The organism is Methylomonas sp. AM2-LC (genome assembly GCF_039904985.1).
Lineage (GTDB): Bacteria > Pseudomonadota > Gammaproteobacteria > Methylococcales > Methylomonadaceae > Methylomonas.
In genome coordinates this window covers 596,015-621,861 of the sequence record NZ_CP157005.1, presented here as the reverse complement: position 1 = coordinate 621,861, position 25,847 = coordinate 596,015, and the positions used below count along the sequence as shown (strand labels likewise).

Annotated in this window: 25 protein-coding genes and 1 other RNA gene; 12 read left to right on the top strand and 14 right to left on the bottom strand. The window is 43.4% G+C overall.

The features are described from left to right. Positions 1-49: 49 nt before the first annotated feature. Positions 50-425, bottom strand: a transfer-messenger RNA (tmRNA) gene (gene ssrA / locus ABH008_RS02935). Positions 426-622: 197 nt separating this feature from the next. Further along, entirely contained in the window at positions 623-1,045 is a 423-nt protein-coding gene (locus tag ABH008_RS02930) for a hypothetical protein (protein ID WP_347988378.1), read from the bottom strand. Between the two features lie 92 nt (positions 1,046-1,137). On the opposite strand from ABH008_RS02930, the gene cysD reads away from it, so the two are divergent. Further along, positions 1,138-2,046, top strand: coding sequence for a sulfate adenylyltransferase subunit CysD (gene cysD, locus ABH008_RS02925; protein ID WP_347988377.1), 909 nt, complete (start codon positions 1,138-1,140; stop codon positions 2,044-2,046). Between the two features lie 70 nt (positions 2,047-2,116). Beyond that, entirely contained in the window at positions 2,117-3,739 is a 1,623-nt protein-coding gene (gene cysN, locus ABH008_RS02920; protein ID WP_347988376.1) for a sulfate adenylyltransferase subunit CysN, read from the top strand. A gap of 174 nt (positions 3,740-3,913) precedes the next feature. On the opposite strand, the gene purH is transcribed toward cysN, so the two are convergent. The 5 genes from purH to ABH008_RS02895 form a co-directional block, all read right to left on the bottom strand. Further along, positions 3,914-5,470, bottom strand: coding sequence for a bifunctional phosphoribosylaminoimidazolecarboxamide formyltransferase/IMP cyclohydrolase (purH, locus tag ABH008_RS02915; RefSeq protein WP_347988375.1), 1,557 nt, complete (start codon positions 5,468-5,470; stop codon positions 3,914-3,916). A gap of 155 nt (positions 5,471-5,625) precedes the next feature. Then, positions 5,626-5,889, bottom strand: coding sequence for a DNA-binding transcriptional regulator Fis (fis, locus tag ABH008_RS02910; RefSeq protein ID WP_347988374.1), 264 nt, complete (start codon positions 5,887-5,889; stop codon positions 5,626-5,628). Then, complete coding sequence (dusB, locus tag ABH008_RS02905) at positions 5,890-6,861, bottom strand: tRNA dihydrouridine synthase DusB (protein ID WP_347988373.1); 972 nt, start codon at positions 6,859-6,861, stop codon at positions 5,890-5,892. It lies immediately after the preceding gene. A 116-nt stretch (positions 6,862-6,977) separates the two neighbouring features. Then, positions 6,978-8,114: a hypothetical protein gene (locus tag ABH008_RS02900; RefSeq protein ID WP_347988372.1), complete on the bottom strand. Its 1,137-nt coding sequence runs from the start codon at positions 8,112-8,114 to the stop codon at positions 6,978-6,980. Next, positions 8,080-9,720 (bottom strand): MBOAT family O-acyltransferase, encoded by a 1,641-nt coding sequence (locus ABH008_RS02895; RefSeq protein WP_347988371.1) that lies wholly within the window; start codon positions 9,718-9,720, stop codon positions 8,080-8,082. The genes ABH008_RS02900 and ABH008_RS02895 overlap by 35 nt, the downstream gene beginning before the upstream one ends. A gap of 313 nt (positions 9,721-10,033) precedes the next feature. On the opposite strand from ABH008_RS02895, the gene ABH008_RS02890 reads away from it, so the two are divergent. After that, positions 10,034-10,573 carry a PRC-barrel domain-containing protein gene (locus ABH008_RS02890; protein WP_347988370.1) on the top strand — a complete coding sequence of 180 codons (540 nt, stop codon included), beginning with the start codon at positions 10,034-10,036 and terminating at the stop codon, positions 10,571-10,573. A 316-nt stretch (positions 10,574-10,889) separates the two neighbouring features. Here ABH008_RS02890 and ABH008_RS02885 read toward each other — a convergent pair whose 3' ends face one another. Genes ABH008_RS02885 through amoA form a run of 5 tightly spaced genes read right to left on the bottom strand, consistent with a single transcriptional unit; the run spans position 10,890 to position 15,391 of the window. Beyond that, complete coding sequence (locus ABH008_RS02885) at positions 10,890-11,270, bottom strand: tautomerase family protein (protein ID WP_347988369.1); 381 nt, start codon at positions 11,268-11,270, stop codon at positions 10,890-10,892. 44 nt (positions 11,271-11,314) lie between these two features. Beyond that, entirely contained in the window at positions 11,315-12,550 is a 1,236-nt protein-coding gene (locus ABH008_RS02880; RefSeq protein ID WP_347988368.1) for an MFS transporter, read from the bottom strand. Positions 12,551-12,599: 49 nt separating this feature from the next. Beyond that, complete coding sequence (amoC, locus tag ABH008_RS02875) at positions 12,600-13,373, bottom strand: bacterial ammonia monooxygenase, subunit AmoC (protein WP_347988367.1); 774 nt, start codon at positions 13,371-13,373, stop codon at positions 12,600-12,602. A gap of 14 nt (positions 13,374-13,387) precedes the next feature. After that, positions 13,388-14,626, bottom strand: coding sequence for a bacterial ammonia monooxygenase, subunit AmoB (amoB, locus tag ABH008_RS02870; RefSeq protein WP_347988366.1), 1,239 nt, complete (start codon positions 14,624-14,626; stop codon positions 13,388-13,390). Between the two features lie 12 nt (positions 14,627-14,638). Further along, on the bottom strand, positions 14,639-15,391 hold the full coding sequence (gene amoA, locus ABH008_RS02865; protein ID WP_347988365.1) for a bacterial ammonia monooxygenase, subunit AmoA: 753 nt from the start codon (positions 15,389-15,391) through the stop codon (positions 14,639-14,641). Between the two features lie 237 nt (positions 15,392-15,628). Between amoA and ABH008_RS02860 the strand changes: the two genes are divergently transcribed. Beyond that, entirely contained in the window at positions 15,629-16,564 is a 936-nt protein-coding gene (locus tag ABH008_RS02860) for a LysR family transcriptional regulator (RefSeq protein WP_347988364.1), read from the top strand. Here the strand turns inward: ABH008_RS02860 and ABH008_RS02855 are convergent. Next, entirely contained in the window at positions 16,561-17,655 is a 1,095-nt protein-coding gene (locus ABH008_RS02855) for an L-dopachrome tautomerase-related protein (protein WP_347988363.1), read from the bottom strand. The two genes, ABH008_RS02860 and ABH008_RS02855, sit on opposite strands and share 4 nt — an antisense overlap. A 351-nt stretch (positions 17,656-18,006) precedes the next feature. Next, complete coding sequence (gene clpB / locus ABH008_RS02850) at positions 18,007-20,580, bottom strand: ATP-dependent chaperone ClpB (RefSeq protein ID WP_347988362.1); 2,574 nt, start codon at positions 20,578-20,580, stop codon at positions 18,007-18,009. Between the two features lie 395 nt (positions 20,581-20,975). Between clpB and ABH008_RS02845 the strand changes: the two genes are divergently transcribed. The 8 genes from ABH008_RS02845 to rplU all read left to right on the top strand — a co-directional run bounded on the left by ABH008_RS02845 (position 20,976) and on the right by rplU (position 25,833). Next, the gene (locus ABH008_RS02845; RefSeq protein ID WP_347988361.1) at positions 20,976-21,179 is read left to right on the top strand and encodes a cold-shock protein; all 204 of its coding nucleotides are present in this window, start codon (positions 20,976-20,978) and stop codon (positions 21,177-21,179) included. A 133-nt stretch (positions 21,180-21,312) separates the two neighbouring features. Continuing rightward, entirely contained in the window at positions 21,313-22,230 is a 918-nt protein-coding gene (locus tag ABH008_RS02840; protein ID WP_347988360.1) for a hypothetical protein, read from the top strand. 188 nt (positions 22,231-22,418) lie between these two features. Beyond that, on the top strand, positions 22,419-22,676 hold the full coding sequence (locus tag ABH008_RS02835) for a hypothetical protein (RefSeq protein ID WP_347988359.1): 258 nt from the start codon (positions 22,419-22,421) through the stop codon (positions 22,674-22,676). A gap of 332 nt (positions 22,677-23,008) precedes the next feature. Next, complete coding sequence (gene iscR / locus ABH008_RS02830; protein WP_347988358.1) at positions 23,009-23,494, top strand: Fe-S cluster assembly transcriptional regulator IscR; 486 nt, start codon at positions 23,009-23,011, stop codon at positions 23,492-23,494. Next, positions 23,495-24,592 (top strand): cysteine desulfurase family protein, encoded by a 1,098-nt coding sequence (locus ABH008_RS02825; RefSeq protein WP_347988357.1) that lies wholly within the window; start codon positions 23,495-23,497, stop codon positions 24,590-24,592. A gap of 13 nt (positions 24,593-24,605) precedes the next feature. Next, positions 24,606-24,929 carry an iron-sulfur cluster assembly accessory protein gene (locus tag ABH008_RS02820; RefSeq protein WP_347988356.1) on the top strand — a complete coding sequence of 108 codons (324 nt, stop codon included), beginning with the start codon at positions 24,606-24,608 and terminating at the stop codon, positions 24,927-24,929. A 174-nt stretch (positions 24,930-25,103) separates the two neighbouring features. Beyond that, entirely contained in the window at positions 25,104-25,439 is a 336-nt protein-coding gene (locus ABH008_RS02815; RefSeq protein WP_347988355.1) for a YbjQ family protein, read from the top strand. An 82-nt stretch (positions 25,440-25,521) separates the two neighbouring features. Then, positions 25,522-25,833, top strand: a complete 312-nt coding sequence (gene rplU, locus ABH008_RS02810) for a 50S ribosomal protein L21 (protein WP_347988354.1) — start codon at positions 25,522-25,524, stop codon at positions 25,831-25,833. The last annotated feature ends 14 nt before the right edge of the window (positions 25,834-25,847 follow it).

The window sequence follows — 25,847 nt, the reverse complement described above, 5'->3', positions numbered from 1 at the left end:
GCGGTCTGCGGGTTTATTGTATTTCTTTGGACTTTCTTGGATGGTATATTGGTGGAGGCGGCGGGAATTGAACCCGCGTCCGCAAGCACTCCGCCACAAGCTCTACATGTTTATCCCGCTCTTTTAATTTAACCGTTAAATACCCGTCGGGCCAAGAGGTTTAACAGCGATTTCGATTGGATTTAGCGCTGTTAGCTACGAACGAAGCCTTGGCGCGATCTTATGTAATATGATCCCTGAGTGCTCCGAAGAGCCTGCACGCATAAGCACACACAGTCAGAGAAGTGGTGCAGGTTTTAAGCTGCTAAGGCCACTGAGTAGTTTTCGTCATTTGCGAATACTTTAGTTCAGTAGATTTTACGAGGTGTACTGTCCTCGACATGCACCTGAGGTTTTGCTACCCACGTCGAAGCCATGTCGCCCCCAAGAGTTTTTATTATAGCATTTTTCAGAAAATGCGGATTAGTTTGTTTTGGTGTCTGCAATTATTAAAAGTGATCATTTTTATGACTAACCAAGGCTGCTAGTTTTAGCAAACAGTAGTGAACGTAATTAATCAATACAGTTTCACCGTTCTAGGGAGAATTCTTTGCTCGCTACCAATAAACTTGCGCCTTACTGCCTAAAACTTATTCAATAATGCTTTAACATCAAGTGAAAATTTTTGTCTGGCTATATCGCCTACCACACCTGTGTAACTGGCTTGTAAATACAAATCGACCCCACACACTTTAGCAAGCATAGAACAGCGCCCAGTTAACGACATTTTTTTAGCCTGTAATGCATAAGTCAAGGGTACCGTATCGGCACGCAGGATAGGGCCAGAAACAATAAAATCAATACGCTTATCGAACATTTCATATTGCAGCGTGTCTGGCAACAGGTACAATTCTGCCAAGACAATTTTGTCATTCTCTCCGCAACAACCGAAGATAAAACAGCGACAATCATGCAAATCATCTAACAAAATTTCTGCTAATTTTGCCTCAGTCAACCGTTCTGGATGTTGCAGGCGGATGTTTTCTAAACCGTGTATTTGTCTCATATGCTTTAGATAATAGCGTGAATGGTAGTTTACCTTTAAAATAGACACTTCCAATATATTGCCTGAAGCGCTGTGTCGCACGGAATCCATTAATGACCGATTATAAATTAACCCATCTGAAACAGCTCGAAGCTGAAAGTATCCATATTATTCGTGAAGTTGCAGCAGAATTTGAAAAACCGGTAATGTTATATTCCATCGGTAAAGACTCAGCGGTAATGTTACATCTAACAAAAAAAGCTTTTTTCCCTGGCAAACCGCCGTTTCCGTTGTTACATGTTGACACTACTTGGAAGTTTAGGGAAATGATTGCTTTCCGCGACCAAATGGTTAAAGATCTGGGCTGGGATTTACTAATTCATACCAATCAAGAGGGCGTAGAGCAAAACATAGGTCCTTTTACCCACGGCAGTAAAAAGCATACCGATGTCATGAAAACCGATGCGCTAAAACAGGCTTTAAATAAATACCAGTTTGACGCTGCCTTTGGTGGCGCTCGGCGAGATGAGGAAAAATCCCGCGCTAAAGAACGCGTTTACTCTTTTCGCGACAAAAACCACCGTTGGGACCCCAAAAACCAACGCCCCGAATTATGGAACACTTTTAACGGTAAAATAGATAAGGGCGAAAGCATACGCGTGTTTCCACTTTCCAACTGGACAGAGCTGGATATCTGGCAATATATTCATCTGGAAAATATTCCTCTTGTACCTTTGTATTTTGCCAAAGAACGCCCCGTGGTAGAAAAGGACGGTATGTTGATCATGGTAGACGATGACAGAATGCCACTAGGCCCAAATGATAAAGTGGAAATGAAAATGGTGCGTTTTCGTACCCTGGGCTGCTACCCTTTAACAGGCGCAGTGGAGTCAACCGCCACCACTTTGCCAGAAATCATACAGGAAATGCTACTCACCACCACCTCTGAACGCCAAGGCCGCTTGATTGATCATGATCAGGCTGGTTCTATGGAACAGAAAAAGCGTGAAGGGTATTTTTAAGCATCCCAATTTTAATTTTGATTCAGAAAAATAACGCAGCGACGTCATTTACTCATGTTTTAGGAAAACCATGTCCCACCAATCTGATTTAATTAGCACCGATATCGACGCCTATTTGGCGCAACACGAACGCAAAGAACTATTACGGTTTTTGACCTGTGGTAATGTGGATGATGGTAAAAGCACCCTGATCGGTCGCTTATTGCACGATTCGAAAATGATTTACGAAGATCAGCTGGCAGCAGTTCAGGCCGACAGCGTTAAATCTGGCACTACCGGAGCTGGCAAGATTGATTTGGCTTTATTAGTGGATGGCTTACAGGCGGAACGTGAGCAAGGAATTACCATAGATGTCGCTTATCGTTATTTTTCCACTTCGACACGTAAATTTATTATTGCCGACACTCCCGGCCACGAGCAATATACCCGCAACATGGCAACAGGTGCTTCAACCTGCGATTTAGCCGTGATTTTGATTGATGCCCGATATGGCGTGCAAACGCAAACCAAACGGCATAGTTTTATTGCCTCTTTATTGGGTCTTAAACATATTATTGTAGCCATCAATAAAATGGATCTGGTGGAGTATAGCGAGACAGTTTTTAATACCATTAAATCCGATTATCTGGCGTTTGTAAAAACACTTGCTTTGGACGATATTCATTTTATTCCTATGTCGGCTCTGGACGGTGACAATGTAGTCAACCCCAGTGAGCATATGCCTTGGCATACTGGCAAACCGATGATGGAACTATTAAACACCATCGAAATTGCCAGCGATCACAATTTTGTTGATGCACGGTTTCCAGTGCAATACGTTAATCGTCCTAATCTGGATTTTCGTGGCTTCTGCGGCACTGTGGCGTCGGGTGTTTTTCGACAAGGCGATAAAATTACCGCCCTACCTTCAGGCAAATCCAGTCACATTAAATCCATAGTCACCTATGATGGCGACCTGGAATTGGCGTTCGCTGGGATGGCGGTAACACTGACTTTGACAGATGAAATAGACATCAGCCGCGGCGATATCTTAATTGGTCAACAACAATCAGCACCTAGCATTGCCGATAAATTTAAAGCCACTCTGGTGTGGATGACAGAACAGCCAATGACACCGGGTCGTCAATATATCCTTAAATTGGCAACACGCAGTGTTTCTGGCTCAGTTTCGCTGATACATCATCGCATTGATGTAAACACTCTAGAGCATCACGATGCAAATGAGCTTAAGCTGAATGAAATTGGCTCTTGTACAGTTAGCGTAAATGCACCTGTGGTGTTCGACCCTTACAAACGTAACAAAAGCAGTGGATCGTTTATCATTATTGACAGATTAACCAATGTCACCGTAGGCGCAGGGATGATTAGTGGCGATGCCAGCGCAGAAGAATGGTCTCCAGTCACCGCAGAAGAACGTGCCACCCGCTTTGCACAAACCCCGACCAGTATTGTTTTTCTGGGTACACAAGCCAAACAGTATGCTTACCAATTAGAACGAAAATTGTTCGATACAGGACATGCTTGCACTATTTTGGAAAATGCCGATTTAACGCTGATTAACGCAGTTAAACAGGCAGGCTTATTGTGCCTGTGCTTGGACACGCAAGCTGCGACAGACATCAGTTTTGATTGTGGTGAGTTTAGCGTTGATGATATTTATGTTGAGCTTAAAAAGCGTAGCGTACTTCACTAAGAGATAACCCGCTAAATAATCGGCTGCGGCTGGGCCTGATGCCTACTTCATCAATCCCATCCGTAGCAAATTAATTACCTGTTTTATAGGTTATGCCGCCAGAGGCGCAGCAATCGCGACAGTTGCGCATCACTAAGCTCAGCGCAACCTAAAGCTAAAATGCCAGATTAGCGATCAATGTCTAAAATGTCGCATTCCGGTTAACACCATCGCAATGTTATGCTCATTAGCAGCAGCAATCACCTCTTCATCACGCATAGAACCGCCAGGATGTATCACCGCCGTAATCCCTGCCGCAGCAGCTGCATCTATACCATCGCGGAATGGAAAAAAAGCATCAGAAGCCATTACTGAACCCGGTACAATCAAGCCCTCATCAGCAGCTTTAATACCTGCAATTTTTGCCGAATACACTCGACTCATCTGACCGGCTCCAATTCCGATAGTTTGGCCATTTTTACAGTAAACAATAGCATTGGATTTTACAAATTTGGCCACTTTCCAGGCAAATAGTAAATCTGTCATTTCCTGATCCGTTGGAACTCGCGCACTAACGATTTTAATATCAGCGATGGTAATGTTGCCGATATCTTTGTCTTGCACCAACAACCCACCTGACACCCTTTTGAAATCAAATGCCGGCGTTTGGCTTTCTGTCCACAGACCGCAATCCAGCACGCGCACATTTTGTTTTTTACTCAGTATTGTTAATGCCTCTGGCGCAATGGCTGGAGCAATAATCACTTCTACAAATTGGCGACTAACAATTTCGCCTGCCGTTTTAGCATCCAACTCCCGATTAAAAGCAATAATGCCGCCAAAGGCAGAAGTAGGATCGGTAGCATAAGCCAAATCGTAGGCTGCACCAATATCTGTTGCGATGGCAACACCACAAGGATTGGCATGCTTAACAATGACACAGGCCGGCTCTATAAATGCTTTAACACATTCCAGTGCAGCATCTGCATCCGCAATATTGTTGTATGATAATTCCTTACCCTGCAGTTGCTTAGCAGCTGCAATACTGCCAATGGGCGGATTTTTTTCCTGATAAAATGCCGCTTGCTGATGCGGATTTTCACCATATCGCAAGGATTGCAGTCTATGGAACTGCAGATTTAAGGTTTCCGGCAAACCTTCGGATGTTATTTTACTTAAGTAAGTTGCGATTGCCGTGTCGTAGCGTGCGGTATGTTCAAAACTTTTTAGTGCTAGTTTAAAGCGTGTCGAGTGACTTAAGCTGCCAGCCTGGCTGGTTAATTCCGACAAAATGGCTTGATAATCTTGTGGATCAACAATAATTGCCACATCCGCATGATTTTTAGCCGCAGAACGAATCATGGCAGGGCCACCAATGTCGATATTTTCAATCGCTGTTTCCAGATCACAATCAGGTTTAGCGATAGTCTGCTCAAATGGGTATAAATTTACAACGACTAGATCAATCGGATGGATAGCATTTTCAGCCATTACTTCATCATCAATACCGCGCCGGCCTAGGATACCACCATGAATTTTGGGATGTAAGGTTTTAACTCTGCCAGCCATCATTTCTGGAAATCCAGTATATTCGGCAACTTCCGTTACCGGAATTTGATTTTCGGCCAATAACTTTGCGGTACCGCCCGTGGATAATAATTCGATACCCAGTTGATTTAACTCCCGACAAAATGCCAAAACGCCAGTTTTATCGGAAACGCTTATCAAAGCACGGGTCACTCTTTTGTTCATGCAGACCTCAGATATAAGGAGAATAATTTATAATGATTTGGAAATTGTTTGATGTCTGTGGCTAATTTAAAATGATACCAACATCAGAAAAGGCAAAATTGCAGTTTATTGACACAAACTGCTGAGACATAAATAGGTATGCAAAACACGCTGAATCAACTAATGCCGTATTGTTCCAGCTTTTTTCGTAACGTGCTACGGCTAAGCCCCAACACTTTAGCAGCTTTACTTTGATTAAAGTCCGCGTGTTTTAAAGCTGTTTCCAACAATGGCTTTTCAACTTCGTTTAGCACTAATTGGTATAAGTTTGTTGAGTCGTGCCCATTAAGGTGGGCAAAATAGTCTTCAACACAAGATCGCACATGATCAGAGAGCGTATGTTCGTTACCAGCTTGAATAGCGACTGTTTTAATTTGCATTTATGCGACTCGTAAAGAGATTAGATCAAATGACTCGTTGACTAAAGCCAGTTGTTTATCAGGCTGTTGGGCTTGATTAATTGCCATTTTTTGTGTGGCTGGTAAACAGCCAAATTGATCGAAATACCAGCCTATATGTTTACGTGCAATTTTAACACCACTACTATTGCCGTAAAAACTATATAAATTATGCAGATGTTGATTAATAATAGTTTTGATTTCGCTCAAAGAAGGTGGTAAATAAACCTCACCACCCATCTTGCTGATAAGCTCTCTGAAAATCCATGGCTTACCTTGTGCAGCACGGCCAATCATTACAGCATCGGCACCGGTATATTGTAAAACCTGCAGGGCTTTTTCGGCACTGGTAATATCACCATTTGCAATAATTGGAATATTAACCGCCTGCTTAACTAATTTGATGGTGTCGTACTCCGCTTGTCCTGCAAATTTGCATGCCCGACTGCGTCCATGTATGGTTAAGGCCGAAATGCCATTGTCTTCAGCTATTTTAGCAATGTTTAGCGCATTCCTATTTTGTACATCCCATCCGGTACGAATTTTTAAAGTAACAGGGATATCAACAGCAGCAACCACAGCACTCAATATATCAGCAACTAACGATTCGTCTCTTAATAATGCTGCACCCGCCGCCACTGAACACACTTTCTTAGCCGGACAGCCCATATTAATATCAATAATCTGTGCTCCGCGTTGTTGATTCAGGCGGGCAGCGGCAGCCATTTGTTGCGGCTCAGTACCCAAAATTTGAATCGAACGGATACCACTACTAAACTCAGTTTTTTTGATAGTTTTAGCGTGATGTTGCAACTCGGTATTGGAAATAACCATTTCAGAAACCGTTAAGCCCGCTCCGTACTGTGTGCACAGTTGCCGGAAAGGCTGATCGGTAATCCCAGCCATGGGTGCCAATAGCACTTTACTAGGAAGTTGATAGGTGCCAATTTGCATGTCGATAAGTCAATTAAAAGGCAGTATATAATACCTGAAAATATAAAATTTAACGATGTCTGCTTTCACTAATCACTCGAACGCATTAATTCATACCACGACGATTTAAAATATCTTTACGAAAAGCCATGGCTATATCGGCAGTCACTTCGGGGGGTAAAATGACCATCACTGACAAAATTTCGCATGTTTGTACTTGGCGCAATCTGATGCGTACTTAGATAGGGAACATCCATTTGTTTCAATTGTTTTTCAAATGCCAGTACCAAGTGGTCTTTATAACCTTTATCCTGAATAAGTAAGATATAAGGCATTTGATTTTTAGCCCTAACCTTACTGACAAAATCAGCAATCAGGGCATTGGATATATCCAAAAGCCCATCTGCATTGGTAAATCCCTGTGCATTCCAATATCTGGCGGTAACATCATGAACGTGTTTCTGCCCAATACTACGACGCACCATTTTACCCAGAACTGAATAATCAAACCAATCGCTCTCAAATACCCAACCATTGAAAGTGGGCGATTTGCTACGCAGCATTGCCACATAGGCATCCCATTGTTCGGGTTTACTCCATAACGCAGTGCGTAATTCATCCAGTGAATGAATCAACGGATCATTTTCGACCAATTGCCCGTCCATTAAAGAATAAAACGGATAGGTGTATGGTGCAGCCCCCTCAAAATTTAGAGTGGCTATGGTGGGCGCCATGCTAAATGGCAAAGACGAGGCGAGAATACCAAGCACAACGATATCAGCACGATGATGACTGGCATCGAATTTGTAGTAAGCATAGGAATGCGCCAAGGTAGAAGAAGGCCCACCTTTAAAGCGCAGCTCTATACGAGAATCCAAACTTTGTAAAGAATGACAAATCTGTTGCGTAAACGATTGCCCATAAGCGGCAATCAATAGCTTATCGGGTGCAGAGGCAACACTAGGCTGTTGGTCTTGCGCATCGTCAACCAGCCAACCTGCTTGTGCAATTAAAGCAGTCGATTCTTTATCTGGCCCAACCATCAAGCGAAATTTACCTTCCACAGATCGGCCATAGTCAAAATAATTTTGCAGTTTGCTGGGCTGTTCTAATGGCGATTTTGGCATCGAAAACTGAACATTCAGCAGAATATCAATCAATACCAGCCAGAACAGAGTCCATAGCAACGCAACCGCCACCCGGCGACCGGTTAAAAACGGCACTGGTTTAATTTGCGAATCAGAACTGGAAATAGATGAATTGCTGACTGTCATTAGACAACCCCATAATAAAGACCGTAATGAGAAGCGCATAAACAGCACCGTGTATATAGCCAGGGTAACTGGCGTAGAAATGTATCTGCTTAAATTTAAACTGATAAACTTCTATTACTGTAAGTAACAATACCCCCAATAAAGCACTAAACGGTGGAAATTTCAGATGCAAGGACATATCAGAAAAATCGGTCAATAGAATATGTGTAAATGTATCAATTTGCTCAAAAGATGTTGCTCTAAATAACAACCAACCGTAACAAACGAATACGAAAAAAACAGCCATTCTCGGTAAACGTTGTAGCATAGAACCCGAAAATTCTTTTGGCTTGGGTCCAACGAATAAGCGATGCATAATCAACATAGCCCCTTGATATGCTCCCCATAATAAAAAATTCCAGGCTGCTCCATGCCATAAACCACCCAGCACCATGGTCAGCATTAAATTTCGATAAGTGTTAAGTTCTGTTCCGCGGTTACCGCCTAGAGGAATATACAAATAATCGCGCAGCCAAGAGGAAAGACTAATATGCCAACGCCGCCAAAATTCAGATGGATTAAGCGAAAAATAAGGTTGATCGAAATTTTTTAAAAGCTCTATACCAAACCACAGCGAAACACCGCAGGCTATATCCGAGTAACCCGAAAAATCACAATATATCTGCACCGCAAAAGCCAAAGTAGCGGTAACTATATCTAACCAGCCTACTGCTCCGCTACTGTTGTATATGGATGAAACACTAGCAGCCAGACCATCTGCAATCGCCATTTTTTTTACTAACCCCAACAAAATGAGATAAGCACCTTGCATTACTGTATCGAAACTAACACGCCTTTCGCCCAATATTCTTGGTATTAAGTGTGACGCACGTTCAATAGGTCCAGCCACCAAAGGCGGAAAATAGGAAACAAACAGGGCAAAATCGCGTAAGCGAACCACGGGCTGCATTTTTCCCCAGTAGACATCACACACATAACTTAAGGTTTGGAATGTATAAAAAGAAATGCCTATCGGCAAAATAATCTCTAGATGTAGCGTGGGCACATCAAAACCTAAATTTTTGGCCACTAGTTCGGCTTCTGCGACAAAAAAATTATAGTATTTAAAAATACCCAACATTCCCAACTGCCCAAACAAACTGCAACGCAGAAAGAAAATCCGTTTAGTGGATTCTGTCATGTACTTTAGACAATATGGATAGGCAATATGAGCGGCAGTAACACCCATGGCGGTTATCGCCAAAACTTTAAGCCCAAAACTAGTCGGATGTAACAGCGGAGACCAATCAATATTTTCCAACATCAATCCCTGAAACGTTACTGCATGCCAATCTGGTACTAAAAAACACACAGCAAAGCCAAGAATATGCGCAGTAGCCGCCCAACGCTGAGCCATAGTCAATTGCCCATTCGCAATCATTAATCCTGTGCAAAAATCCAGAACCGTAGACAGTGATACCAAGTACAGAAAGCGTATATCCCAAACGCCATAGAACGTATAACCAGCAAGTAATAAAACCCAGTTTTGATAGCGTTTACCCACCACATAATAAAGTAGCAGTACAATCGGAAGAAAAATGGCAAACGCCAGGGAATTAAAAATCATTTTAAGTCTGAGTACTTAACAAAAAGTTAGCTTGTATTTTAGACTACGCAGACTAAATAGCGTGGTGTTTATGTTTACTTTTCTAAAATGCGTAGCTTCAAAGCATACAATTGGTTGTAAGAGCGTTACGACTGTTCTAGCAATACCAAGGTGTAATGAGTATTGAGTTTACCAATTACTCCAATTACAAATGTTCGTTAGCGTACTGACAGCCTTTCTGGTTATGGATAATGTTAGTGATAGTTTGAGGAAACTTACATGGCATTTAATCAAACTAAAAACGTAGTGATCATTATAAAAAATGGAGAATAAGTTGAAGAAATTAATCCCGATCGTCGCAGTGTATTTTCTAAGTTCGGCATTTGCAACGCCCCTCTATGCGGATGAGGTAAAAGAGAAGCAAAAAGAACTTATTGAAAAACAACAAGAAGTTAAAGAAAAACAAACTGAGCTTAATGAAGCTAATAAAGAGGTGTCAATCGAACAAGCGAAGGAGGCCAATAAATCGATGCAACAGGTCAGTCGAGCTAGCAAAATCACAGGGGCCAAGGTTAAAAATACCACTGGAGATAGCCTTGGCGATATCAAGGACTTGGTGATTGATCCTGCAAACGGCCAAGTAGTTTATGCGGTAGTTTCGTTCGGCGGCCTAATGGGCATGGGAGACAAACTATTTGCCATTCCTTGGAGAGCGCTGCATTGGACAAGTCCTAAAGATTATTACATTCTCGATTTAGACAAAGCGACCTTAAAAAATGCGCCGGGTTTTGATAAAAGACATTGGCCGGAAAACTCAGAGAAATGGGAAGAACAACGCGAAGCACTTGGTCAATTTTATCGCGTAACACCTTAAATCTGTATACTTGCACGGATGCAAAGAGCGGTAATCATGCTGGGTAGAGCAACGCTAAACCCAGCAGAAGCTTTTTGACGGTTAGCGTTAGTTAGTATTGTCTTACATTTACTAGCTCAGACCTGATCAGATACTGATAGGCAAAGTACGGCCAAGACGCGACAGTCGGTGTGATTTTGCCAACGACCAAAAACAGGAAATAAGCCAACGTTTGGCTTGCAGAAGCAGGCTGGGTTGAATAATAATGAAACCCAGCTTCGAAGCTGATAAGCGTTGTAATCCAAAGGATAACTTATCTCATTAGGTGTATTAGTCATTAGGTAAGGCTAGTACACATTAGGTAGGCATACTGTGCAATTCCATTCCCAAACGACCAATTTTCCTTTTTGACTTCAACCAGATTTATTAAAACATCTTCTCTACGGACATCTAACTCATGATGGAGACGATCGGCTATGTTTTTGTAAAGCAACTTCTTTAAATCAACACTTCTTCCTTCATTCAAGGTTATTTGTATAAAAATAATTCCATCACTGCGTTGTATATCAAGATAGCTTGAGTTGTAGATTAGGGAGTTACCATCGTGCTCAGTAATAACCTGAAAATAATCTTTTTCAGGCACGCTGATGGTATGCACCATTTCCTGATGGACAATTTCGCCGATCTTTCTCCCGAACTCTTTTTTTTCTTGTTTCATTAACGATATTCGAACCAAAGGCATGTTATTACTCCAAAATTAAGTTAAAAACGAACTGGTTGCGGTTCTTTTATAAAAAGAACGATGCCAGTTGCGACAAAAGCGAACAGGCCTGACGCAACAAACGCCAACCTGTAGTCGCCAATCAGACTATGGACGTAACCAGCACTGTAGGCGGCAATGGCCGCCCCGATTTGATGTGCGAAGCAAATCCAGCCAAATACCACGCCGACGTTTTGTTTTCCGAATAAATCTGCGGTCAAAGATGAGGTTGCCGGAATGGTCGACAACCAATTCATGCCATAGATAATCGAGAAAATCATTAATTGTCCTGTAGTATCTATGCTGGGCAGAAGTATGAGCGATGCGCCTCTGACTACGTAATAAAACACCAGCGGCCAGCGCTTGCCGTAGCGGTCGCATAACCAACCGGATAAAATGGTGCCGAACACATCGGCCGCGCCCATTACCCCTAACGACATCGCCATGGTCATTTCAGTGAAGCCGTGTTCGATGCCGTGGGGAATCAAATGAGTCTGAAACAAACCGGAGGTGGTTAAACCGCAAATCCCAAAACTCGAAGCCAACAGCCAAAACTGAGGACTGCTCATGGCCGATCGCATTGGATTTAGATCAGGTTTAAGTATTGTTCCATGAACGCCTTTGGCGCCAAAAGGCAACAACCCTTTTGATTCGGGATCGTCTCTTAAAAACTTCAGGACCAAGGGTAAAGCCACTAAGCCTAATGCCAAGGCGATAAACATTGTCGCCGCGCGCCAGCCTTCATGAACATTGATATGCATTAGGACAGGGGTAAAAACTAACTGGCCAGAGGAGAAAGCCGCCCCTAATATTCCTATCGCCAACCCCCTGTGTTTATGGAACCAGCGATTGATCAACGCCGATCCCATAATCATTGAAGTGCCTCCCGAACCAGCTCCAATCAGTAATCCCCAAAGCAAATACATTTGCCAGGACTCCTGCATAAAAACGCTACCACCGGCGCCTGCCACCGACAAAATCAACGTGATAACACTGATGCGTTTGGCGCCGTAGACATCCATCAACCTACCTAGAAATGGACCGGCAAGACCAAATAAAACTAGGTTAAGTGAAATTGCGCCGCTAATCGTTTCCCGATTCCAATCAAACTCCTGTTCCAGGGACAACATGATGATCCCTGGAATAGAGCGCAGTGCCGAAGCAACAAACAAGCACAGAAAAGTGACCGCGAGTACTACCCACGCATAGTGAAATGAGTAAGTATGACTCTTGGGCATTGTTGCTAACGACTTAAACATTTTTGTGAGAATTTATTTGAAAAAAGATTTATTCAACATCTTCAATTTGATCAAGCAACTCGATCAGTCGGGTAACTCCTTGCAGCAAGATGCCGCCTACGCCTAGTGCAAACCAAACACCGATTACAAAGCCCCAATGAATTGGTGCTGCAAAGAATTCCTCGCGAAACCAGAAGGTATGTCCCCACTCATTAAAGCCAACACTGACCAAAATCATGAATGGTCCAAATACTGCCAGCGTCAACGGTAACGAAATGCCTTTGGCATATAATGGCAAGCGGGTTCTGGCATACAGCCAGGCACAACCGCCCAGAATCACATACAGCGGGAAGTTGAAGTAAAACTCGATGATGTGATTGGCTGTGAACGGCGTATCGCGGATTGCCACCTGATGCCAGGAGTTGTCCTGCTCTGCAAAATAACTGCCCGCCCAATACACGGCAAAAGTGTAAATGCTGATCCACATCGTCAACGTAAAATAGCGGCGAATTTCTTCCTTGGGTTCTAGTTGATCCAATTGCCGGTCGCGGGAGAGCCATAAATAGCCCCAAAAGCCGCTGGCGACGGCGGCGATGATGACCATTTCGATATAAAACAGCCGCATCCAGTATTGCTCAAAGGCCGGTTCGGTAGAATCTAAACCGTGCTCTACGGCAAAGGCGCCTTGATAGAGTCGTAAGCTAACGTAAATGACGGTTAATAGGCCAAAGCCCTTTAAATATTTGGGAATGTCTATCAAATACCAAGGTAGAGATGATGAGTTTTCTTGGGTTGAGACAATGTCTTCGCTAGTAGTAGCCATGTTCTGCTCCTGGATTAAATGAATTTTGGAATTACGGCGGCAGTAATGCTGGAAATATAACGTTTGCCCATCGTGTCATCGTAAAGAAACAGCAAGCCTCCCAGACGGGAATCCGCATCACGAATCAGACCATCCAATTTCTCCGACTCCCAGGCGGCATCACGCACTTCTAGGGTGACGGTGCGTTGCTCTCCAGGCTGAATCGGTGAATTGTCATTCAAGCTTAGGCCGTTGTTGCTGACATCATCCTTGCTCGGGGCGTAACCAACACCAAACATTTCGGCATTCATGAAATGCACGTTAGAGCTGGAAAACTCACCAATCCGCACCGCATCTTGGCTACGATTGTCGACCTTGACTTGCAGCACCATTGCACGCTGAGAGACGTTGTATTCCGCTTTTAACAAATCAACATTCACGGTTCCGGCATTGACTTGCGCAGGTAGCGGCAGTATTTGATCCAATCCAGCTTGTAGTGGAATGGCATCCGGATAACGATTGGCGGTTACGGCATTCAGAACCAACACCAATACGGGTACGCCAACCAACACTAGCTTGGCAATTAACTTATCCTGCGCCGTAATCAGTTCATGCTCTAAGCCAGCATCCAGCATCCGATAGCGGCTGATGAATAAGGGCCGACGCACCCACCATAATAGCCAGGCGGCGGCCAAAACGCCCCAAAATAGGTGCCAGAACACGCCATTGGCAAAGCCGAAACTTTCCATGTCGATCATTTCACCGTTGATGGTTTTGATGGTGTTGTTAAAGTCGCCGGCATTTCCACCGATTTCCAGCCAAACACCTGGTCCCATGACTTGCCCCGCGTCTTTTATGTTAAAAAACGGGTGGATGTGATAACGCCCTGGCAATCGGCCTTTCATGACTACCTTAAAGTCGTAATCGCCGCCCGGTTCCAAGGCCACCGAATTGGTCCACGGCTTGCCGTTAAGATACCGTTCGGTACGAATCATTACCGGCCCAGGGGTGGAAATATTCAAAAAGCTGGCTTCCGGCTTAGGCACGCTGATCGGCCAATCTTCGGCGACATGAAACTTGCCGCTGACGCTGACTTCATCGTTGACGTTGAATTTTTGCGTGGACCACTGCACGTCATACCATTGAATAGTCCGCATCCTGATGAAGGGTTCCAAGGCTTTTTCACCATGGGCTTGGGCGGATGACACCGGCAAACCGGACAATACAGTGAGTGCGATTAAGGCTAATAGCCAAGTTTTAAAATACGTTTTCATGTTGGCTCCCCCTTAAATTTTGGTCAAATAACGGGTACTGGCAAACCACTTGCCAATATGCCACCACAGCGGATACATCAGCGAACACAGCAGCGCCGAACAAAATGCAGACAGCGGTGTCGCATACTGGCCGTAAGTCCGCAATGTACCGCGCTCGATGATGCGCAGGTATTCCGGCATGCCAGTACGGATATATTGGAAACCGAATAAATCGGCCACACTGAGTTGGCTGTTGTGGTATTCGACCGCTTGATGAAACATGCCGAAGATCGGCCAGTTGGTGGGGTAAAACAAAAGCGCAAACGCGCCGCCGCCGAAAATTGAAGTGATGGTCAGGCTATTAGTTAGCATCAACAATGCGTCTAGTACTAGAGCACCGGGCACCATGGTCGCTGGCAACACCATATTGATGGGGAAATAATTCCAGTAGTGATAGGCAAATACGCGGGTAACCCAAGTGCCCAGCAATAAGGCGGCGATGCATAAGGTTGCACCAAAAGGCAGTCGAAATTTATCCCACATTACTGCCTGAACTGCTGCTGGAAAGGTGATGCCAATTAACGGTGTCACCAACGGCCACCATTGCCTATCCTTCCAGTCGACCCAGAAGTCCCAATCGCCGACGGTCAGGGCAAAATGCAGATGAAACGAACCTATAAATAAAAACAGGGCCAAAACCAGGATCAGATAATCGTAGGCCCTAGCCAACCGGACTTTCTCGCCACGGTACGGTTTAAACGTTGAAATTGGTATTTGTGCGGACATAGTAGATTCTCCTATGATGTCTTGTGAACGACAGTCGTCGCATGAACATTTGGGCGTGTCGTCAACCAGTCGCAACCTAAAACCTTAATGGCTGATCGACACGCTCGGGGTATAAGGTAGGGGGAAATGCATGAGCTGTGAAATGGTGAAATTTCATCTGGTCTCATCAAGATTGTTCATGGCGGTTTATATAGTTTTTATTTAGTATGAAGCCGTTATCTTTGAGGAGTATTCCCTATGGCCAATCTACGCACCTTCGACTTAAACCTCTTACTGGCTTTCAATATTTTGATGCGGGAGCGCAATGTCACTCGCGCTGCGGAATGCATGTTCGTGACGCAATCGGCGATGAGCCATACGCTGCACCGCTTGCGCCAGCAACTGAATGACCCTGTATTGGTTAAGTCGCCTGCTGGCATGCAACCAACCGCGCTAGCGCTGGCTTTGGTGGAGCCGGTACGCAGTCTTTTACAGGAAATGGAACGGCTGCTTGAGACGCCCCAAGCCTTCGATCCAGCATCCAGTCAACGCCGTTTCACCATCGCCGCGACCGATTACATGGAGTTTCTAATATTGCCCGAACTATCCCAATTAATCGATCAATCTGCTCCTGGCGTGGATATTCATATCAAACGGACAGATTCTTCTTTTCCGTTATCGCAATTGGAAAACGGCAGTCTGGATGTCGTGTTAGGTTTTACCTCGGTACTTAATCCACCAGCGCATTTAAACTGCGACCATTTGTTCATGGATCGCATGGCTTGTGTGATTCGTCAGAATCACCCCCGAATTAAAGAGACTCCCTCATTGGCGGATTATTTGGCAACCTCGCATATGCTGATATCCAGAACTGGCGATAAAGCGGGTGTCATAGACGAGAAATTGGCAGAGTCAGGGGTCGAGCGTCGCATCAATTGCATAGTGCCGCATTTCTTGTCGGCACCTTTAATCGTTGCTCAGACTGATATGATTTTGTCCTTACCCTATCGGTTGGCCACAGCATTTCAGAAACTGGTGCCACTTAATATCTGGCCCGTACCGGTCAGTTTGCCGGACTACAATTTAGCTATGATTTGGCATCCCTTGTGGGAAAAAGATCCGGCCCACTGTTGGTTACGCGAACAGATTAGCTCGATAGGCCGGAAAATAGACTCAAGTGCAATACTTTTTTAACGTCCAGGCAGACCTTCGGCTAAGGCTTTGACCTTCAAAAGAAAATAGGGCGGTTTAGATTGATCATCGCCGCCGTTCAGTATGGCCGAGCGATGTAAGCGGTTAACAACGGCATACAATTGCCCATTGCTGCCAAAACTGAAGGAATCTACCCAAGATAATCTTGGACATTGCGCCAATTGCTGATATCTGCGGTCTGGCGTTATCACGCCAATGGCGTTATTGGCTAGATCGCCGAGATAAATATTGTTGTCCTTGTCAATACTGATGCCATCTGAGATAGGTTTATCACTGTAACGTTCAACTCGGGCTGCCAGTTCTGTTTTGCTCAAGCTTTCGTTGATCAAATCCGCTGTTTTTATCCGATAAAGGCTTAGCCCGTGCATAGGCCCAAAATACACCCATTCATTATTTAAGTCCTCGGTGATCGGATTGACGCCAATATGGGGCCGAACGGTCTCACCAGTGGCAGTCTTGACCTGAATTGGCGAGTTGTCGATGATCAAATCGATATTCTCCGGTATGACGCTAGCATGTCCCTCTAAAACCCGCCTGGCAGCCCCGGTAACAAGATTGACCACAATCAGTCCTGCATTATTACCCCCGGCTGGATCGCTTATGAAAGCATGATTATGATTGAGATCCAAAGCAAAGTCGTTAACAAACGCATCCTTCGGTGCAATGGGTGCCGGCAAGTAAATTAAGCGCTGGAGTTTGTTGGTTTTGGTATTCCAGCCAACCAACTTGGGTACTACCCCGCTGCGCATGCCGTTGTCCAGCATCCAGACCATACCATTGCTATCGGAACGGATGCCTAATACCGAGTCGAGCTTGATCGCTGCCGTTGAATCGGCCGCAACCATTTCTTTATTGGGAAACGGCACCAAGGTTTGATCCTTGTATTCGACCACAGTGTATTGAGGTTGATAAAACTGGTGTTGGCTCATAATGATCCGGCCATTAGCCGTAGCCGTGACATTGCCAGGCCCAGTCTCCAAGTTAGTCAACACCTCGAAATTAGAGTTGCCGTCAGCTAAGGCCTCAAACGTAGCAAACAGCAGTGCCACGCAAGATTGGGTTATTCGTTTCATTGTCGTCTCCGTCATATTGTTGGGTTAGGGCACACCATAATGGATCGCGTAACCACTGTTAAATGACATTATTTAATGACGTACCATTTATAAAACTGATGATGTTTGAAAGAACGTGAAGTATTGAATTTAAGTTGGGGTTGGCGATAAAAGTTAACTTTGCATCCTAACCGTGAAAAGAAGGGTAATAAATATTATCAATGAACCTCATGAAGATTATATATTCCACAATTACGCTTGCAATTTTAGTTTTGCAAAAACTGTTGTAGGGCTTGTTGAGCAGTAACCTCACTGCCCAACCAAGCCAATCTAACTAATCAGCCCAAATATTGAACTGATTTTTAATTCAATTTACTTACTAAAGGTTAAACCATCATTTGCTACATCAACTTTAATTACTTCGCCCGGTAAAAAATGCCCGGCGAGTATTTCAGTGGCCAACGGATTTTCTAATTGCCGTTGTATGGCGCGTTTTAATGGCCTTGCACCATAAACCGGATCAAACCCTGCTTCGCCTAGCATATCCAATGCTGCTTCACTAATTTCAAAACCAATATCACGCGATTGCAAACGTCTAACCAGCATATCAATCTGAATTTTGCTAATAGCACGTATTTGCTTTTCATCTAATGGATGGAATACCACGGCTTCGTCTATACGATTGATAAACTCTGGTCGGAAATGTTGCCCGACTATGTCCATCACTGCATCTTTCATGGCGACATAGTTAGTTTCGCCTGCCAATTCCTGTATAACCTGCGACCCCAGATTGGAAGTCATCACAATGACTGTATTTCTAAAATCAACTGTTCGTCCTTGTCCGTCTGTCAGGCGGCCATCGTCTAACACTTGTAACAAGATGTTAAATACATCTGGATGGGCTTTTTCAATTTCATCCAGCAAAATAACCGAATAGGGTTTGCGACGCACGGCTTCAGTCAGGTATCCACCTTCTTCGTAACCCACATAACCGGGGGGGGCACCTATTAAACGGGCAACGGAATGCTTTTCCATAAATTCCGACATATCAATCCGAATCATGGCCTCTTCGGTATCGAACATGAACGCCGCCAAGGCTTTACACAATTCGGTTTTACCTACCCCTGTTGGTCCTAAGAATAAAAATGAGCCATTGGGGCGATTAGGATCCGATAATCCGGCTCGAGAACGACGAATGGCGTTGCTGACAGCTTTTAATGCTTCTTGCTGACCAATAACGCGCTTACCCAGCTCGTCTTCCATACGTAACAACTTATCACGTTCGCCTTCCATCATTTTGGAAACGGGGATGCCTGTCCATTTGGAGACTATTTCGGCAATTTCCTCTTCGGTGACTTTACTGCGTAGCAATCGGGTATCTTGCATTTCTGCTTGCGAGGCCAGATCCAGCTCTTTTTCCAACTTGGGTATTTCGCCATATTGCAATTCGGACATCCGCGTGTAATCTTGATTACGCCGCGCCGCCTCTAGTTCCAGACGTGCTTGTTCCAGTTTTTCTTTAATGGAAGCAGTACCTTGCAATGCCGCTTTTTCGGCTTTCCAGATTTCTTCGGAATCGGAATATTCTTTTTCCAATTCAGCAATTTCTACCTGTAAAGTTTCCAAGCGTTTTTTTGAAGCGGCATCGTTTTCATTTTTCATCGCTTCGCGCTCAATTTTCAACTGAATTAGGCGACGATCCAGTTTATCCATGGCTTCTGGCTTGGAGTCCATTTCCATACGAATACGGCTGGCAGCTTCATCAATCAGGTCTATGGCTTTGTCAGGTAATTGCCTGTCGGAAATATAGCGGTGCGATAAGGTTGCTGCAGCCACAATTGCTGGATCGGTTATATCAACACTATGGTGTATTTCGTAACGTTCTTTTAGACCGCGCAAAATAGCCACGGTATCTTCTACGCTGGGTTCATCAACCAATACTTTTTGGAAACGTCGTTCTAGAGCCGCATCTTTTTCGATATATTGTCGATATTCATTCAATGTAGTTGCACCAACACAATGCAATTCGCCCCGAGCCAAAGCGGGTTTCAGCATATTACCGGCATCCATTGCTCCTTCTCCTTTACCTGCGCCGACCATGGTATGTAATTCGTCAATAAACAGAATTACTTGCCCTTCTTGTTTGGCTACATCGTTTAGAACGGCTTTCAAACGCTCTTCAAACTCACCCCGGAATTTAGCACCTGCTATCAACGCAGCCATATCTAACGACAGCAATTGTTTACCTTTTATGCCTTCAGGTACTTCGCCATTGACGATACGCTGAGCCAATCCTTCGACAATAGCGGTTTTTCCTACTCCTGGTTCACCAATTAAAACTGGATTATTTTTGGTACGTCGCTGTAATACCTGAATGGTGCGACGAATTTCATCATCCCGACCAATGACCGGATCCAATTTGCCGCGTTCAGCTAGTTCAGTTAAGTTTACGGTGTATTTTTTTAGTGCCTGACGCTGATCTTCAGCATTTGCATCGTTCACATTTTGTCCGCCACGCATATTTTCGATGGCTTTTTCGACAGCTGTTGGCGTAACACCGGCACGTTTTAATAAATTTTGTAGTGTTGATTTGCTCTCTAAAGCGGCTAGTAAAAACAGTTCGCTGGAAATAAAGGCATCCTGACGTTTTTGAGCTAATTTGTCGGTTACATTTAGTATTCGTGACAGTTCGCCGGATATTTGTACATCCCCCCCCGCTCCCGAAACTGTTGCCAAACGATCAATTTCCTGTAGTAAATCTTTGCGCAAGGTATTGATCTGCACGCCCGTCTGTATCAGCAACGGGCGAATGCTACCACCCTCTTGATCTAAGAGTGCCAACATAACATGCAGCGGGTCGATAAATTGATGATCTTTACCTAAAGCAATGCTTTGTGCATCGCCTAAAGCTATCTGAAATTTACTGGTTAGTTTATCCATGCGCATACAAGGTACCTCAATGAATTATATATACACATGAAAGTGGGGGGAAATCGGCCTATTTTCAAGCCAGTCGTGATGAATAATACTATTCTGGTATTTTTAAATACTTGGGCACTCAATAGAGTGAAGAAAATTGCTTATGATTGAGAATGCAATCCATTCTCACAAAGACTTCAAAACCAATTGATAAACCGGAAAATTTTGTCTTTTACTGCTTAATTTGTTAAGCAAATAGCACGGTAATTGCTACACATGACGTAGCAAAGCGCATTAAATCCCAGTACAATTATTGGCTCTTGGATACTAAATGTTGAGTATAACCCGTGCAATTAAACACACAGGATGTCAATATTTTGCTTCTGAGTAGTCATCAGTTTTATTTTGTAGGAGTTTTGTAAATGGCAATAGGTACAGTGAAGTGGTTTAACAATACCAAAGGGTTTGGCTTTATCCAGCCATCTGAAGGTAGCGAGGATGTTTTTGTTCACCACTCGGTGATTCTCGGCGAGGGATTTAAAACCTTATCTCCTGGTCAATCCGTTCAGTTTGATATTGAATCGGGTCCTAAAGGTTTGACTGCCGCGAATGTTCAAGCCAAATAAGCGCTAAAAACTCCGGTGAAAAAGGCTCTTTTTAAAGAGCCTTTTTTTTTGCTTAAAATTCTCATTTTTTAGCGTGTATTCTTAAGGTATAGGGCTATAATCAAAACTCCTCGACTTACCTACACCCTTTCCTATGGCACGCGAATTCTCATCGTTAAAACAATTGGATACGCCGGTTAAAATTTTATTCACCGGCTATCTTTCTACGGTCGCAGTCGGATATCTGGTTGCAATAATTCAAATCATGTTTACCCACGGCATGGCCGATGGCAAATTCGGGTTATCAATTGATGACATTGTTTATAGTTATTATGGCAACCGCTCGGGCTCTATGATAGAAACCAAGCTGAATGGCTCTATGAAGGACAATGCCTCAGAACAAGAGCGTTTTGTGATTATCCAATGGGTACGTGATGGCGCCGATCAGGATGAATATGCCGACTCTGGTACTGAAAAAATCATACAAGAACGTTGCGTAATGTGTCACAACAAAGATGCCGCAATTCCTGATCTGAGCGATTTTAAAGTATTGAAAGAGTTAACCAAAGAGGATCAAGGCGCTACCTTTGGCTCACTAACCAGAGTTTCGCATATCCATCTGTTTGGTATAGGTTTTATTTTTATGTTTGTCGGCCTGATTTTCAGTTTCACTGAAACCAGTACCATTAAATACAAATCTATCGCCATTGGCATGCCGTATATGTTTTTGCTGGTAGATATTCTTTCCTGGTGGCTAACCAAGCTTAATCCAATGTTTGCATGGTTGGTCATTATTGCAGGCGCAGGCATGGCTATTTCGTTTGCTTTTATGTGGATTGTTTCGATACTTGAAATGTGGTTTTTTGAAAAAGCCTTTATTAATTCACAAGGTGAACGCTATATGCAATGGAGTGTGTATGTGGAAGGTAAATTCAGAGATATAGGTGGTGAGGATGTTCTTAAAGCAATATGGACCCTTATCAAACAAAGCGGTGGTTTTATTTGGAATTGGTCCGTGTATAAAGGCTTACCACTTATAAAGTCCTGGTATACAAAAATCCGTTCAAAATAAGTTTTAATGATTCATTTAGTCTCGGTCAGGCTTAACCAGCCTGACCTTTTTAGCAAACGGTATCCCTGCACAAATTTACGATAGGCTTGTGATACATTCGGCAAATTACAGTTAAAAAATTAGATTAATCACTTAGTATGCCGATAAATTTAGCAGTATGATAGTTACCTGTAAATCGGAGGTGTACTATGGAAATTAACTCTTTATCTGCTACTGGCTTAGGTATTATCACCAGTGCGCAGCAAAAAGCGACAACTGCGTCTCAAACCATAGCTAATCTATCTACTCAAAATGGCGAAGTGGGTGGCACTCAGATTACTTCGCCCAACGATATGTTTAAACCCATATTAAGTCTAAAAGAAGCAGAACAGGAAACCTATGCGGGAATAAAATTGCTTCGAACTCAAAAAAATGAGGTGGGTTCTCTACTTAATATTAAAGCCTAACAAGCGACGCTAAAATGTTTGAAAGATTAGTCTGACACAATAACATCGTTCAAACTACTCAATATCGCAATGAAGAGACGCCCCTTCTAGTACCAGAAATTTCTTTAATATTTTCATATAATTAAAATATCATTGTGCTACCAACCAGCAGCCACAAAATACGACCAAACAACGGTCAAAACTAAGTTTTTTAGTAGGCTCGTAACGTATTGATGATTCATCTGCAAAAATCGCCGACTAAATCAAAAAATACCACGTAATAATACTTGACTGATTTACTTGGTTTATTTATAGTTACCTTTATATTCATCAGGTTAAATCAGGGAGCATCAATGCGACTAACCACTAAAGGGCGTTACGCAGTAACCGCAATGCTAGACTTGGCATATCACAGCCAAACTAGACCAGTTACATTAACAGACATTGCCACAAGACAAACCATTTCACTCTCCTATCTTGAGCAACTATTTGCCAGATTACGCAAGGGTGGCATGGTTAAAGGTGTCAGAGGTCCTGGCGGCGGCTATACTTTGAGCCGCAATGCACATGACATTAATATCGCCGACATTATTGAAGCGGTTGACGAAACAGTTGACTCCACAAAATGCGGAGGCAAAGCCAACTGCCAAAATGAACAGCCTTGTTTAACTCACGATCTATGGATGGGCTTAAGCGAACAAATTCGAGCTTATCTTAAACAAATTAGCCTTGGTCAACTTTTAGAGCGCGACATGATTGGCGAAGTAGCTAAAAGACAGGCAGATCAATTTGAACACATCATTGAATTACAATCCAGACAGGATCGCAAATCAGCATAAATGATCTATTTTGATCACAATTCAACCACCCCCATTGATGATCGGGTGCTTGCAGCAATGTTGCCGTATTTACAAACTTTTTACGGCAACCCTTCAAGCTTACACAAACAGGGACGTATTGCTCGGACCGCGGTGGATATTGCTCGCGAACAAATTGCTGCTTTAGTTGATGCCAAGCCGGAACAAATAATCTTTACCAGTGGCGGCAGCGAAGCAAATACATTGGCATTTGCCAACGCCGGGCAAAATTCTATCTATATATCGGCCATTGAGCATCCTTCAGTTTTTGAAACAAGCCAAGCCTTAGCAAATCCATTAATTGTGCTTCCCATTGAAGAATCTGGTCAGATTACACTTGCAACTCTAAAAAAATCTGAACCCAAACCTGGCGATTTTGTATCAATCATGCTGGCGAATAATGAAACAGGAGCCCTTCAGAATATAGCCGACTTTGCTGAATATTTAAATGAACGGGAAATAAAATTTCATACCGATGCAGTACAAGCTTTAGGCAAGATACCCGTTTCATTTCAAAAGCTGGGCGTACAGCTCATGAGCTTATCAAGCCACAAAATTAATGGTCCAAAAGGATGCGGTGCATTAGTCTTTAATACAGCGTTAAATCTGAACCCTTGGCAACGTGGAGGGAATCAAGAGCATGGTTTACGGGCGGGTACGGAAAATGTCGCTGCTATTGTCGGATTTGGCAAAGCGGCAGAACTAGCAAAACTAGAGCTCGAACAAAGTATGATAAACATGCAACAGTTGAGATCGCGACTAGAACAACAGCTCCTTGAAATACCCAATTTAGTGATATTTGCACAGCAAACTCCTAGGTTAGCCAATACCCTGCAATTTGGCATTAGTGGTTATCAGGGCGATATGTTGCTCATGCAACTTGATCGTCATAGTATTGCAGTGTCCAGCGGCTCAGCCTGCTCAGCAACATCAACCGAGCCCAGCCCAGTTTTACAAGCAATGGGCATTGACCCCCAGCTTGCCAAAAGTGCTATACGCATCAGTTTAGGCAAAAATAATAATGAACAAGAAGTGGACCAATTTGTCCAAGTTCTTAAGACTCTGGTTAAAACTCATTAAAGGAGACCAAATAATGAATATTTCAGTTACCGAAAACGCTGCCCGGCAAATCGAAAAGCAGTTACTTAAACGTGGCAATGGTGTAGGCTTAAAATTGGGTGTAAAACCGTCTGGTTGCTCAGGTTACGCTTATGTACTCGATTATGCGGATGAAATTGCCAGTGATGATATTATCTTTGACCAACACAATGTTAAAGTTCTGGTCAAAGCCAGCGATTTAGAAAAACTTAATGGCATTGAACTTGATTATACCAAAGAAGGATTTAACGAAGCTTTCAAATTCAACAATCCCAACGTCACTGGCTCATGCGGATGCGGTAAAAGTTTCTCTGTGTAATATTAGTTATATGTAACAAATCTATCTTTTAAATTGATTTCGTTTTTCTGAAAATGTTTTATTTTTATCAAGGAATCATGGAAACGAAATCAGTTACCCAACCCTTTCTATTTGCATAAATAAAGAAGATAATTAGCTTTTAAACAAACTAATATCATGCAGATGCAAAACGCTATGATCACCACAGCTCTTGAGTTACCCGGCTACGTAGTGCTACGTAATTTGGGGGTTGTTAGAGGTATTACTGTTCGTTCTCGCTCAGTCGTAGGCAATTTTTTTGGCGGACTTCAATCACTATTTGGCGGCAATATCAGCATATACAGTAATCTTTGCGAAAAAGCGCGGGCTGAAACTTATCAACTCATGTGTGAACACGCCAAAGCATTAGGTGCCAATGCTATCATTGCCATGCGGTACGATGCCACGGAAGTGATGCCAGGCTTAACCGAAGTACTCTGTTATGGATCCGCCGTACTGGTTGAACCTGAGAAATCTTCACCTACTTTTTAAATTTGTATTTGACTAATAGCTTTATAAAATTTATAATCCGCTATTCACTATTAACAGATTATGCTTGATGGAGCTTACGTTGATGCATGCGGTAATTCAAACAGGTGGTAAACAGTATCGGGTCGCAGAAGGTACTACCTTAAAAATAGAAAAACTTGAGTTGGGCGCAGGCGACAGCGTAGAATTTGACAAAGTACTGTTGATTCAATCCGGCGACGATATTAAAATTGGTCAGCCTTATATTGATGGCGGCAAAGTAACTGCAACTGTAGTTTCTCAAGGCCGACACAAAAAAGTCAGAATCATAAAATTTAGAAGACGTAAGCACCACATGAAAAAAATGGGGCATCGTCAATACTACACAGAAATCCAGATTACTGGCATTTCTGCATAATTTAACGAGGGTTA